Origin of the sequence: Massilia sp. METH4 (assembly GCF_037094685.1) — a bacterium.
GTDB lineage: Bacteria > Pseudomonadota > Gammaproteobacteria > Burkholderiales > Burkholderiaceae_D > Rugamonas.
In genome coordinates this window covers 307400-320855 of record NZ_CP146614.1, presented here as the reverse complement: position 1 = coordinate 320855, position 13456 = coordinate 307400, and the positions used below count along the sequence as shown (strand labels likewise).

Below are 13456 nucleotides of genomic sequence, written 5' to 3'. Positions count from 1 at the left end.
CACGGCCTGCCGCGCGCCGGCCCCGGCGAATCCAAATCCATCAACAGGGAATACAATGAAAAAATCACTTCTCGCATTGGCGGTAGGCGCAGCATTTGCAAGCGGCGCGGCTGGCGCCGACACGCTGCTGAGCGGCTTCGGCGGCGACCGCGATTTCGGCACCCGCGTCATGGCGCCCAACGACGATCGTTCGTCCGCCGAGCTGACGCTGCCGTTCCAGATCAACTTCTTCGGCAATGCCTACAGCACCTACTGGGTAAACAACAACGGCAATATCTCGTTCTCCGGCGCGCTGTCCAGCTTCACGCCGTCGCTGTTCCCGATCTCGCAGGCCGCGATGATCGCGCCGTTCTGGGCCGACGTGGACACGCGCGACCAGGTGACCAACCTGCCGAGCCCGTTCGCCAACAACGTGTACCTGGCCAATCCGGACAGCAAGACCGTCGTGGTCACCTGGGATTCGGTCGGCTATTACAACCAGCACAACGACAAATTGAATACCTTCCAGCTGGTGCTGAAGGACCAGTCGGCAAGCACCGGCCGCGCCGGCGACTTCGACATGGAATTCCGCTACGGCCAGTTGCAGTGGACAACGGGGGACGCCAGCGGCGGCAGCGGCGGCTTCGGCGGCCGGGCGGCAGTGGCCGGCTGGAATGCCGGCGCGGTGACCAATTCCTATTCGCTGATCGGCTCCGGCACGCAGAACGTGCTCGGCCTGGTCAACGACAGCAATGTGGGAACCGACGGCGTTTGGCGCTTCCAGGTGCGTTCCGAGGAACTGCCGGGTAGTGCTCCATACAATCCCATCCTGCCGGGTAATATCGACGATGGCACGGCGGGCTGGGTGTTCGAGAACATCCCGGTCGGCACGGGCACGCCGATCTGGATCGACCCGGTCGTGGCCACGGGCTACGACTATGCCGTGTCCAGCGGCCCCTTGGTCAACGGCGTGACGCTGCTGCCCGGCGTCGGCGACGGCCGCTATGACATCTGGCTGTGGCAGGACGGTGAATGGCAACTGTTTGCCGCCGGCGCCGAAGGCGGCCAGCATATCGAATTCGGCGAGTCGGTCGACCGCTTCCGCGTGACCGGCATCGAAACCTCCGCCGAACTGAACCCGAACAGCCCGATCGCCTTCTCGACCGGCCTGTGGTTCGATGGCGTCGGCAACGCCACGGTCACGCAGACGGCGCTGACGGTGGACGTGCCGACGTCGCCGGTACCGGAACCTGCCACCTACGGCATGCTGGGCGCCGGCCTGGCCGTGCTGGCCGTGGCACGCCGCCGCCGCCGCGCCTGATCCATCTTTTCGTCCCGATAAAAGCCGGCTTCCAGCCGGCTTTTTTTATCGCTGTATTTTCCGTGCATTAAACGCATGTAATAAATGCATACCCATGTATTGATTATTGGCCTGTCATCGCCTCGGTGACGAGCCGCAGGTTTGGAGCGCCTAACAAAACCCCCATGGCTGCGTTGCAGCGTCTCGCCGTACAGGTGTACTGTCTTCGACGCCGCGCCTTGCCCTGCGGGATTTGTTAGGCGCTCTTAATCCTGACTCTCTGTCAATTTCAATAAAAACTTCAATCGCGACAATACGTTAGCTCCAAATCAAGCTATGTCGGTTTTTTGCGACCATTAACATGAATTTGTCGCGCGCTGTCTTGCGGGACGGCAATATCCTCTGCAATATACATCCCGTGCACGGTTAATCCGATCGTGCAAGTGATTACCCGACGCGGTACTCCCAGTTCAATCCCCGATTTACTTTTGCCGACGAGACGGAGCGACGCGTGATGCGCCAACGCCCACTGCATTCCTGTTATCCCCTGGCGCTGGCCTTCGCGGCAGCGTGCGCCATCGTGCCCCTGGCCGGCTGGCAGTGGCACGGCTTCGCGATCGCCGCGTTGCTGCTGGCCGCCGGCGCCTGGGCTTTCTTCCAGCATGGTGCGGCGCCTCAGGCAGCCGCTTCGGCGGATGAGTACCTGGCCACCCGCCGCCAGTTCGCCGGCGAGGTTTCCGGCGTGTGGGCATCGCATATCGATGCGTCGCGCGCGCAGATGGAAACGGCCGTCGTGGCGCTGGTCGAGCGTTTCTCCGGCATCGTGGTCAAGCTGGAGCAGGCGCTGGCCGCCTCGGGCGCCGCGCGCCACCATGAGGGCGGCAGCATCGTCGAGGTGTTCGCCGCCAGCGAGAAGGAATTGCGCTCGCTGCTCGAAATGCTCGCCAGCGCCGCCGCCAGCAAGCAGCAGATGCTGCAAAAGATCGAAGGCCTGCAGCAGGTCACGGCGCAGTTGCAGACGATGGCGGCCGACGTGGCCAGCATCGCCTGGCAGACCAACCTGCTGGCGCTGAACGCCGCGATCGAGGCGGCCCGCGCCGGCGAGGCGGGCCGCGGCTTCGCCGTGGTGGCCAACGAGGTGCGCATGCTGTCGAACCGTTCGGCTGACGCCGGCAAGCACATCGCCCAACAGGTTGGCCAGATCAGCGCCGCGATCGGCGACACCTGCCGCGCCGCCAGCGATTCGATGCGCGCGGAAGGAGAGGCGGTGCAGGCGTCGGAACAGATGATCGGCAACGTCCTGTCGTCGTTCCGGGGCGTGACCGATGCGCTGGTGCAGTCCTCCGACCTGCTGCAGCAGGAAAGCACGGGCATCCAGGCCGAGGTGGCCGAGGCGCTGGTGCAGTTGCAGTTCCAGGACCGCGTCAGCCAGATCCTGTCGCACGTGCAGCAGAACATCGCGCGCCTGCCGTCCTACCTGGACGAACAACAAGGCCAGGGCGTGCCGCTGCCGCTGGACGCCCGCCCGCTGCTGGCCGAGCTGGAAAGCACGTACGCGATGGCCGAGGAACGCACGCTGCACCTGGGGGGCGCCAAGCCGGCGCCCCGGCAGGAAGACGAAATCACATTTTTCTAGGAGCCTTACATGGCAAAAACCATCATGGTCGTGGACGATTCCCTGTCCATCCGCCAGGTCGTCGGCATCGCACTGCGCCAGGCCGGCTATGACGTGATCGAAGGTTGCGACGGCAAGGACGCACTGTCCAAGCTGACGGGCCAGAAGGTCAACCTGATCATCAGCGACGTGAACATGCCGAACATGGACGGCATCAGCTTCGTGCGCGAACTGAAGACCCGCCCGGCCTACAAGTTCACGCCGGTAATGATGCTCACCACCGAATCGCAGCAGGAAAAGAAGGCCGAAGGCCAGGCTGCCGGCGCGCGCGCCTGGATGGTCAAGCCGTTCAAGCCCGACCAGCTGCTGGCCGCCGTGCAAAAGCTGGTCATGCCGTAAAGCCGAGGTCCTCCCGCCCGGCGGGAGATCACATCCCATGGAGAACCACATGAGTATTGGCGAGAGCCAAGGGCCCGTTGCGGCCCTCGCCGTCGAGGGCGAGCTGACGATCTACCGCGCGGCCGAGTTGAAGGACGTGCTGCTGGACGCCGCGCGCCAGCAGGAGACGCCGGCGTTCGACCTGTCGGCCGTGACCGAATTCGACAGCGCCGGCCTGCAGCTGCTGCTGGTGGCGCGGCAGGAAGCCGCGCGCCTCGGCAAGACCCTGCGCGTGCAGGGCGCCAGCGCCGCCGTACAGGATGTGTTCGCGCTGCTCGGCGTGCCGTTCCCCGGCATCGATGAACCGAAAGGCATGCAATGAATATCGACCAGGTGATGCATACCTTCATCGCCGAGAGCCGCGAGCTGCTCGAGCAGATGGAGAACGCGCTGCTGGTGGTGGCGCACGACGGGCCCGAGGCCGTGAATGCGATCTTCCGCGCCGCGCACACCATCAAGGGTTCGGCCGGCATGTTCGGCCTGGACGCCGTGGTCGACTTCACGCACGTAGCCGAGAGTGTGCTGGACAAGGTGCGCGACGGCGCCGTGCCCGTCGACGACGCGCTGGTGACGCTGTTACTGGGCTGCTGCGACCATATCGGCCACCTCGTCGACGCCGTCGAGGCGGGCACGCTGGAGAGCGATGCCGCGCTGGTCGGTGCCGGCGAGCCATTGCTGGCCGCCTTGCAGGTTTATCTCGACGGCGGCATGGCCGCGCCGGCGCGGGCGGCGGACACCGCCCGCCCGCAGGCCGGCAACGCCGAGCAGTGGCATATCTCGCTGCGTTTCGGCCGCGATGTGCTGAGGAACGGCATGGACCCGCTGTCGTTCATCCGCTACCTAAGCCAGATGGGCACGATCACGGGCATTGCCACGCTGGCCGACGCCCTGCCCGCCGCGGACGAGTTCGACCCGGAATCCTGCTACCTCGGCTTCGAGATCGGCTTCCACAGCAGTGCCGACAAGGCTGCGATCGACAGCGTGTTCGACTTCGTGCGCGACGATTGCCAGATCCGCATCTTGCCGCCGGAAAACCGTATCACCGAATACCTGGCCTGGTTGGACGAAGTGCCGGACCAGCGCGAACGCCTGGGCGAAATGCTGGTGCGCTGCGGCAGCATCACGGCGCATGAGCTGGAGCGGGCGCTGGCCGTGCAGGCCGCCGGCGGCGCGGCCGGTGCCCCGCTCGGCGAGATCCTCGTCGACCAGGGCGTGATCCAGCCGACCGTCGTGCAGGCGGCGCTGGCCAAGCAGAAGCAGGCGCCGGAGCCGAAGGCGGCACCGGCCGAGAGCCGCTCGATCCGCGTCGACTCGGACAAGCTCGACCGCCTGATCAACCTGGTGGGCGAATTGATCATCGCGGGCGCGGGCGCCAACCTGGTCGCCCGGCGCACGCAAATCCCCGAACTGCTCGAATGCACGTCCACGCTGTCGGGCCTCGTCGAGGAAGTGCGCGACAGCGCGCTGCAGCTGCGCATGGTGAAGATCGGCGCCACGTTCAACCGCTTCCAGCGGGTGGTGCACGATGTATCGCGCGAGATCGGCAAGGATATCCGCCTGCAGGTGTCGGGCGAGGACGCGGAACTGGACAAGACGGTGGTCGAGAAGATCGGCGATCCGCTGACGCACCTGGTGCGCAACGCCATGGACCATGGCATCGAACCGGCGGACGTGCGCCTCGCGCGCGGCAAGCCGGCGCAGGGCACGGTGGCGCTGAACGCCTACCACGACTCGGGCAGCATCGTCATCGAAGTCACCGATGACGGCGGGGGCCTGAAGCGGGAGCGCATCCTGGCCAAGGCGGTCGAGCGCGGCCTGGTGGAGCCGGGCCGCACGCTGTCGGACAAGGAAATCTTCGGCCTGATCTTCGAGCCGGGCTTCTCGACCGCGGAGCAGGTGACGAACTTGTCCGGCCGCGGCGTGGGCATGGATGTCGTCAAGCGCAATATCGTGGCGCTGCGCGGCAGCGTGGAAATCGCCAGCACGGAAGGCGTCGGCACCACGGTCACCGTGCGCCTGCCGCTGACGCTGGCGATCATCAACGGCTTCCAGGTCGGCGTGGGCAAGTCGGTGTTCGTGATCCCGATGGAGATGGTCGAGGAGTGCATCGAGTTCCGCGACGACGCCGAGCGTGCGCAGTCTTCCGACTATGTCGACCTGCGCGGCAGCCCGCTGCCGTTCGTGCGGCTGCGCGAGCGCTTCGCGCTGACCGGCGGTGCGGCACGGCGACAGAGCATCGTCGTGGTGCGCTACGGTAGCAGCCGCGCGGGCCTGGTGGTCGACACGCTGCTGGGCGAGTTCCAGACCGTGATCAAGCCGCTCGGCAAGGTCTTCAGCGGTGCGCGTTTCCTGTCCGGATCGTCGATCCTGGGCAATGGCGACGTGGCATTGATTCTCGACATGGCGGCGCTGCTGAACGGCGTCGAGGCCGACAGCTTGGCCGCCGCCGCATGAAATCCTCAATAAACCTTCGTAGTCCCTTGATTCTTGGAGAGCCATCGTGCTGAAGAATATGAAAATTGGTGTCCGGCTCGCGCTGGGCTTTGGCATCGTGCTGGTGCTGCTCCTGGTCGTTTCGCTGCTTGCGGTGCGGGGCATGAGCGAGATGGACCAGGTGTCGGACAGCATCCGCCTTGACGCGTATCCGAAAGTGATCGTCACCCAGAATATGGTGCGTGACTCGATCGATGCGGGGCGCCAGCTGCGCGGCATGCTGCTGACCCGGAGCGATGCGGAAGTGGAGCGCCATGTCAAGACCGTCGAGCGCATTCGTACTGAGACCGGCCAGCGTATGGCGGAACTGCAGAAGCTTATTTCCACCGAGAAGGGGCGCCACCTGGTCGATGTGATCATGGAAAAGCGTGCCAAGCTCGAATCGAAGTACGAGAAGTTCTATACGCTGTTCCGCACGGACAAGCAGGCGGCTGCCGATTTCGTCACCAACGAATACGCGCCCGTCAACCGGGAACTGATCCAGGCCTTCGACGACATGATCAAGTTCCAGAGCGCCCGCATGGATGACTTCGCCGCCGACGCGGACAAGACGTTTGAGAGCACCAAGGCGATGACGGTGGGCATGGCGATTGCCGCCGTCCTGCTGGCAATCGGGATCGGCGTATCGATCACGCTGTCGATTACCCGGGCGCTGCGCCAGGCCGTCACTGCCGCGAACAGCCTCGCCGAAGGCGACCTGACCGTGCGCATCGACAGCAACTCCCGCGATGAAGCCGGCATGCTGCTGCAGGCGATGAACCAGATGATCGTCAAGCTCACGCAGGTGGTCACCGACGTGAACGCCGGCGCCCAGTCGCTGGCCTCGGCTTCCGAAGAAGTCTCGGCTACCGCGCAATCGCTGTCGCAGGCCGCTTCCGAGCAGGCCGCCAGCGTCGAGGAAACCTCGGCTTCGCTGGAACAGATGACGGCATCGATCTCGCAGAACACCGAGAACGCCCGCGTCACGGACGGCATGGCCACCCAGGCATCGCGCGAAGCGGCCGAAGGCGGCGAAGCGGTGAAGGCCACGGTGACGGCGATGAAGCAGATCGCCAAGCAGATCGGCATCATCGACGATATCGCGTATCAGACGAACCTGCTCGCGCTGAACGCGGCCATCGAGGCGGCGCGCGCAGGCGAGCACGGCAAGGGCTTCGCCGTGGTGGCCGCCGAGGTGCGCAAGCTGGCCGAACGCAGCCAGGTGGCAGCGCAGGAAATCGGCGAAGTGGCCACGTCCAGCGTGGAACTGGCCGAGCGCGCCGGCAACCTGCTGGACCAGATGGTGCCGAATATCCGCAAGACGTCGGACCTGGTGCAGGAAATCACCGCCGCGTCCGAGGAGCAGTCGGCCGGCGTGGGCCAGATCAACGCGGCCGTGGGCCAGATGAGCCAGGGCACGCAGCAGAACGCGTCGAGCTCCGAGGAGCTGGCGGCGACGGCCGAGGAGATGAGCGGCCAGGCCGAACAGCTGCAGCAGGCGATGAGCTTCTTCAAGCTCGATGGCGGTGCCGCATCCCGCAAGCCGGCTGCCCGGGCACCGCGCACGGCGGCGGCGCCGAAAAAGCCGAAGAGCATCGCCATGCAGCCGGCCTTTGCCGAGGCGGGACTGGATGAAGCCAGCTTCACCCGTTTCTGATCATTCTTGACTGTCTAGAAAAAACCCGCGGCCGGTGGCCGCAAGGAGAACACCTTGTTCCGTAACATGAAAGTAAGCGCCCGCCTGGCCCTGGGCTTCGGCGTCGTCGGCATCCTGCTGGCAGCCAGCGTACTGCTGGGCATTCGCAGCCTGGCGAGCGTCAGCGAAAACGTCAACGAACTGGTTGGCGACAAGTACCCGAAGGTCGTGATGGCCCATGACCTGATCGGCAATATCACGACCATCGCGATCGCCATGCGCAACGTGGTGATCTTCGACGACGCGGCGGTCGCGCGCCGCGAACTGGCAACGATCGAAGGCGAGCGCACCAAGCTGCGCGAGACACTGGAAAAGCTGAAGAAGGTCGTCGCTTCGCCGGACGGCAAGGAAGCCTTGCAGGCGGTGGTGGAAACGCGCGAGCAGTACCGCGTGATCCAGGAGGAATTCCTGCGCCTCGTGGCCGCGGGCCAGCGCGCGGAAGCGCGCGACCTGCTGGTCAACAAGCTCGAAGGCATCCAGGCGACGTATATCGGCACGATCCGCAAGCTGATCGCGCACCAGGATGCCTCGATGGCGAGCTCCGGCGAACACGCGACCGAGGCTTACGTGAACGCCCGCAACCAGCAGGTCATGCTGGGCACGCTGGCAACGCTGATGGGCGTCGGCATGGCCATCTGGATCACGCTCAGCCTGACCCGCACCCTGGGCGGTGAACCCGCCTATGCGGCCGAATTGATGCAGCGCATCGCCGCCGGCGACCTGTCCGGCGAAGTCAAGTTGCGCAAGGGCGACGACGACAGCATGCTGTTCGCCGTGGAGCAAATGGTGGGCAAGCTGCGCCAGGTGATCGCCGGCCAGGGCACCGTGATCGCGGCGGCCAACCGCGGCAACTTCGATGCGCGCGTCGATACGGCGGGCCTGCAGGGCTTCCAGAAGGAGATGGGCGATGGCTTGAACCAGTTGATGACGACCACCGGCGCGGGTATCGACGACGTGGTGCGCGTGATGGCGGCGCTGGCCGAGGGCGACCTGACGGCGCGCATCGACAAGGAATACCAGGGCGCGTTCGCCAAGCTGAAGGAATATTCGAACGGCACGATGGACAAGCTGGCACAGGTGGTGGGCGAAGTGAATGCCGGTGCGCAGTCGCTGGCTTCCGCTTCCGAAGAGGTCTCGGCCACCGCGCAGTCGCTGTCGCAAGCCGCATCCGAGCAGGCCGCCAGCGTCGAGGAAACCTCGGCTTCGCTGGAACAGATGACGGCATCGATCTCGCAGAACACCGAGAACGCCCGCGTCACGGACGGCATGGCCACCCAGGCTGCGCGCGAAGCGTCCGAAGGCGGCGAAGCGGTGAAGGCCACGGTGACGGCGATGAAGCAGATCGCCAGGCAGATCGGCATCATCGACGATATCGCCTACCAGACCAACCTGCTGGCGCTGAACGCGGCCATCGAGGCGGCCCGCGCCGGCGAACATGGCAAGGGCTTTGCCGTGGTGGCGGCCGAGGTGCGCAAGCTGGCCGAACGCAGCCAGGTGGCCGCGCAGGAGATCGGCGAAGTGGCCACGTCCAGCGTGGAGCTGGCCGAGCGCGCCGGCAACCTGCTGGACCAGATGGTGCCGAACATCCGCAGGACCTCCGAGCTGGTGCAGGAAATCACCGCCGCGTCCGAGGAGCAGTCGGCCGGCGTCGGCCAGATCAACGCGGCCGTGGGCCAGATGAGCCAGGGCACGCAGCAGAATGCGTCGAGCTCCGAGGAGCTGGCGGCGACGGCCGAGGAAATGAGCGGCCAGGCCGAGCAATTGCAGCAGGCGATGAGCTTCTTCCACCTGGCCAACAACGACGGCGCGCGAGTGCTGGCGCGGGTGCGCCAGGTCAGCGGCCGGGCGCCGCGCCGTGGCTTCGGCGCGGCCGACAGCTTCGGCACCCAGGGCGGCCTGGACGACAAGAACTTCACCAATTTCTGATGACCCGACCATGAAGCATTCCAAGCAAGAGAGCAACGCGGCAGCCGCCAACGAGGCTGCCCAATACCTGACCTTCATGCTGGGCGGCGAGTCGTTCGGCATCGGCATCATGGCCGTGAAGGAAATCATCGAGTTCGCCGGCATCACCGAAGTGCCGATGATGCCCGAGTCGATCCGCGGCGTGATCAACCTGCGCGGCGCCGTGGTGCCTGTGATGGACCTGGCGGCCCGCTTCGGCCGGCCGATGTCCGTGCCCGGCAAGCGCACCTGCATCGTGATCGTCGAACTGGAAGCGGATGGCGAACGGCAGGTGACGGGCGTGGTGGTCGACGCAGTGAGCGCGGTGCTGGACATTCCGCTGGCCGAGATCGAGCCGGCACCGTCGTTCGGCACCCGCATCCGCGGCGACTTCATCGGCGGCATGGCGAAGCTGAACGGCAAGTTCGTGATCCTGCTGAACGTCGCCCAGGTACTGGCGCTCGACGGGCTGGGCATGCTGGCCGGCGGCGAAGCGCAGGCGGCATGAGCACGATCGCCATCAGCGAGCGCGAGTTCGCGCGCTTCCAGCGCTTCATCCTCGATATCGCCGGCATCACGATGTCGGACGCGAAGAAGGCGCTGGTCAGCGGCCGGCTCGCCAAGCGGCTGCACTACTTCGGGCTGGAGAGCTACGACGCCTATTTCGAGCTGCTGGCCGGCGGCCAGCACCCGGACGAGACCCAGACGGCGGTCGACCTGCTGACCACCAACGAAACGTATTTCTTCCGCGAGGCGCGCCACTTCGACCTGCTGCGCGAGGCGGCCACGGCGCATGGCGCGTCCGGCAACGGGCCGTTCCGCGTGTGGAGCGCGGCGTGTTCTTCCGGCGAGGAGCCGTACAGCATCGCGATGGTGCTGGCCGATGTGCTGGGCGATGTACCCTGGGAAGTGGTGGCATCGGACATCAGCACGCGCGTGCTGCAGCGCGCCCGCGTCGGCCACTATCCGATGGAACGCGCCACCCACGTCCCCGCCGATTACCTGAAGCGCTTCTGCCTGAAGGGTATCCGCGAACAGCAGGGCACCTTGCTGGTGGATCGCGCCCTGCGCGAGCGCGTGCTGTTTCGCCAGGTGAACCTGAACACGCAGCTGCCCTCCGAACTGGGCATGTTCGACGTGGTCTTCCTGCGCAATGTGATGATCTACTTTAATGCCGACACCAAGCGGCAGGTGGTGGCACGCGTCACGTCGCGCCTGAAGCCGGGTGGCCAGTTCTTCATCGGCCATTCGGAAAGCCTGCACGAGATCAGCAACGCCGTGCAGCCGGTCGTGCCGTCGGTGTACCGCAAGGCGGCATGAAGGGCGACGCGCCGCATCCGCATGCGCTACGCTGCGGCCATGCATGGCCTTGGGCGAGGCTGCGATTTTCTGGTTATCTATGAATCCTATCAATGTGATGGTCGTCGACGATTCCGCCGTGGTGCGCAAGATCGTCGGCGAAATGCTGGCGGCCGCTCCCGGCATCCGCCTGCTGCATGCCGTGGCGGACCCGCTGCTGGCGATCGAGCGCTTGAAGCAGCAATGGCCGGATGTGATCGTGCTGGACGTGGAAATGCCGCGCATGGACGGTATCACGTTCCTGAAGAAAATCATGGCCGAGCGGCCGACGCCCGTGATCATCTGTTCCACGCTGACCGAGAAGGGCGCCGAGACCACGATGGCGGCCATGGCGGCCGGCGCCGTGAACGTGATCGCCAAGCCGAAGCTGGGGCTGAGGGATTTTCTCAGCGAAAGTGCCGATGAACTGGTGAGTGCCGTGCGCGCCGCCGCCCAGGTGAACGTGCGGCGGCTGACCCAGCGCGCGCCCGCGCCGGCGCAGGCACCCGCCAAGCTGACTGCCGACGCGATCCTGGCGCCGGCGGGCGAGGGCCGTTCTCCACTGCACACGACCGAGCGGGTAGTGGCGATCGGCACGTCCACGGGGGGCACCCAGGCGCTGGAAGAAGTGCTGTCGGCGCTGCCGCGCGTGACGCCCGGCATCGTGATCGTGCAGCACATGCCGGAAAAATTCACGGCGGCGTTCGCCGACCGCCTGAACAAGGTCTGCCAGATCGAAGTGCGCGAGGCGCAGCACGGCGACCGCGTGCTGCCGGGCCGCGCGCTGATCGCACCCGGCGGCAAGCACATGCTGCTGCGGCGCGACGGCGCGCGCTATTACACCGATGTGATCGACGGCCCGCTGGTGAACCGGCATCGGCCGTCGGTGGACGTGCTGTTCCGCTCCGTGGCCAAGCATGCCGGCGCCAATGCGCTGGGGATCATCATGACGGGCATGGGCGACGATGGCGCCGCCGGTCTGCTGGAAATGCGCAAGGCCGGCGCCCGCACCGTGGCGCAGGACGAGGAAAGCTGCGTGGTGTACGGCATGCCGAAGGAGGCGGTCAAGCGCGGTGGCGTCGAGAAGACCGTAACGTTGAAGGCGATCGACCGCGAGATCCTGCAGCAGCTTTCACGCTGAGCCGCGGGAGGCCGCGGCGCGCAGCAGCGCGCGCGCATCGGCGCCATCGTAGGGCGACAGCCGCAACGGCGGGGCTTGTGGATCGAGCAGGTGCGCCACCGCGGCCAGCAGGGCGGCGGCAGCGTGCACCGCGGCCGCCAGCTCGCCGGCATCGACCGGCGGGCGGTGCCACGTCTCGGGCGGATCGCCGATGGATTGCCGGTCGATGTGGAATTGCGTGCGGTTGCGGATGCGCCGCAGCCGGGCCGAGGTTTCTTCCAGCGCTTCCAGGCCGATGCCGCACGCGGCGGCGGCGGCGATGGCTTCCTTGCGCTGGCAGCGCAGCACATACCACAGCGAGTGGGCATCCTTGTGGTCGTCGAACACGCGCAAGGTGCCGGACAGCGCATCGTTGTACAGCGCCTGGCGCGCCAGGGCCAGGAACGTGGCTGCCCCGGTATCGGCCGGCGCATTGGCTGGGCCGACACCCGGCGTATCGGGAAGCGCGCCATGCGCGGCCAGTTTCATCGCGGCGTGGTCCAGCTCCGCGACATTGCGTTCGATGACGGCGCGAACCTTATGGCTGTCCGGGCGCATCCTGGGCCGCCACGATCCGGTTGCGCCCCTGGCGCTTGGCCGCGTACAGCGCGCCGTCGGCGGCGCCGATCAGCGCGGCCGGCAATGCGGTCTGGCCCGGCAGCAGGGTGGCCACGCCGATGCTGACGGTGACCTGCTTCAGCGGCCCGGCCGCGTACTCGTGCGCAATGGCCAGCTCCAGCACGCGCGCGTGCAGCGTTTCGGCCATGTGCAGCGCCTGGCGTGCATCGTTGTCCGGCAGGATCACGGCGAATTCCTCGCCGCCGTAGCGGGCCAGCATGTCGACCGAGCGTTGGAGCAGGGCCTGCAGCGCGCTGGAAACCTGGATCAGGCACTGGTCGCCCTGCTGGTGGCCGTAATGGTCGTTATACGGCTTGAAGTAATCGATATCGATCATCAGGAGCGACAGGGTGGTGCCGTTGCGCTTGGCGCGCCGCATCTCGCGGTCGATCGCCGCGTCGAAGGCGCGGCGGTTGGCGATGCCGGTCAAGCCGTCCGAGAACGTCTGCATGCGCAGCAATTCCGTCTGTTCGCGCAGCAGCTTTTCGCGGCTGGCAGCCATGCTGACATCGTTCAGCTGGATCAGGCAGTGCGGCTGTTCGGCGGCGAACGCCAGCGGCGTGACGGCGATGGCTTGCTGGATGCGCTCGCCGCGGGCGCCGGCGGCCCCGCTGGGGTACAGCGGGAAGGGCGAGCGGTTCAGCGTGGGCGACAGCAGCGAGGAAAACTTGTTGGTGAGTGCCTGCGTGACGGCGGCTTCGACCCGGCCGCCACGCAGCTCGGGCATCAGCGCGAACAGGTCGGTGCCCAGCGCCTTGTCGGCCGGGCAGCCCGAATGGCGGCTCATCCATTTATTCCACAGCACGATGCGGCGTGCCGCATCGACGACGATGACGCCGGCGTCGACGGCTTCCAGCACGCTTTCCAGCAACGGCAGGCGGGACGGCTGAGGCATCC

General features: G+C 66.3%; 12 protein-coding genes. 10 read left to right on the top strand and 2 right to left on the bottom strand.

The window, feature by feature from the left end:
• Nucleotides 1–55 precede the first annotated feature (55 nt).
• The 10 genes from V6Z91_RS01500 to V6Z91_RS01455 all read left to right on the top strand — a co-directional run bounded on the left by V6Z91_RS01500 (nt 56) and on the right by V6Z91_RS01455 (nt 11923).
• Nucleotides 56–1300, top strand: a complete 1245-nt coding sequence (locus V6Z91_RS01500; protein ID WP_338765692.1) for a nidogen-like domain-containing protein — start codon at nt 56–58, stop codon at nt 1298–1300.
• Between the two features lie 493 nt (nt 1301–1793).
• Nucleotides 1794–2915, top strand: coding sequence for a methyl-accepting chemotaxis protein (locus V6Z91_RS01495; RefSeq protein ID WP_338765689.1), 1122 nt, complete (start codon nt 1794–1796; stop codon nt 2913–2915).
• Nucleotides 2916–2924: 9 nt separating this feature from the next.
• Complete coding sequence (locus V6Z91_RS01490; RefSeq protein ID WP_338765687.1) at nt 2925–3293, top strand: response regulator; 369 nt, start codon at nt 2925–2927, stop codon at nt 3291–3293.
• Nucleotides 3294–3342: 49 nt separating this feature from the next.
• A complete protein-coding gene (locus tag V6Z91_RS01485) occupies nt 3343–3654 on the top strand; it encodes an STAS domain-containing protein (RefSeq protein ID WP_338765685.1) in 312 nt (103 codons plus the stop codon).
• Nucleotides 3651–5786: a chemotaxis protein CheA gene (locus V6Z91_RS01480; protein ID WP_338765683.1), complete on the top strand. Its 2136-nt coding sequence runs from the start codon at nt 3651–3653 to the stop codon at nt 5784–5786. The genes V6Z91_RS01485 and V6Z91_RS01480 overlap by 4 nt, the downstream gene beginning before the upstream one ends.
• Nucleotides 5787–5844: 58 nt before the next feature.
• The gene (locus V6Z91_RS01475) at nt 5845–7461 is read left to right on the top strand and encodes a methyl-accepting chemotaxis protein (RefSeq protein WP_338765680.1); all 1617 of its coding nucleotides are present in this window, start codon (nt 5845–5847) and stop codon (nt 7459–7461) included.
• 54 nt (nt 7462–7515) lie between these two features.
• Nucleotides 7516–9426 (top strand): methyl-accepting chemotaxis protein, encoded by a 1911-nt coding sequence (locus tag V6Z91_RS01470; protein WP_338765677.1) that lies wholly within the window; start codon nt 7516–7518, stop codon nt 9424–9426.
• Nucleotides 9427–9436: 10 nt separating this feature from the next.
• Nucleotides 9437–9952: a chemotaxis protein CheW gene (locus V6Z91_RS01465; RefSeq protein WP_338765674.1), complete on the top strand. Its 516-nt coding sequence runs from the start codon at nt 9437–9439 to the stop codon at nt 9950–9952.
• On the top strand, nt 9949–10764 hold the full coding sequence (locus V6Z91_RS01460; protein WP_338765672.1) for a protein-glutamate O-methyltransferase CheR: 816 nt from the start codon (nt 9949–9951) through the stop codon (nt 10762–10764). Before V6Z91_RS01465 ends, V6Z91_RS01460 begins: the two co-directional genes overlap by 4 nt.
• Nucleotides 10765–10843: 79 nt before the next feature.
• Nucleotides 10844–11923: a chemotaxis response regulator protein-glutamate methylesterase gene (locus V6Z91_RS01455; RefSeq protein WP_338765670.1), complete on the top strand. Its 1080-nt coding sequence runs from the start codon at nt 10844–10846 to the stop codon at nt 11921–11923.
• Here V6Z91_RS01455 and V6Z91_RS01450 read toward each other — a convergent pair.
• Together V6Z91_RS01450 and V6Z91_RS01445 are read right to left on the bottom strand one after the other, a co-directional pair.
• Nucleotides 11915–12499: a hypothetical protein gene (locus V6Z91_RS01450; RefSeq protein ID WP_338765668.1), complete on the bottom strand. Its 585-nt coding sequence runs from the start codon at nt 12497–12499 to the stop codon at nt 11915–11917. The two genes, V6Z91_RS01455 and V6Z91_RS01450, sit on opposite strands and share 9 nt — an antisense overlap.
• Nucleotides 12480–13454 (bottom strand): diguanylate cyclase, encoded by a 975-nt coding sequence (locus V6Z91_RS01445; protein WP_338765665.1) that lies wholly within the window; start codon nt 13452–13454, stop codon nt 12480–12482. Before V6Z91_RS01445 ends, V6Z91_RS01450 begins: the two co-directional genes overlap by 20 nt.
• Nucleotides 13455–13456 lie beyond the last annotated feature (2 nt).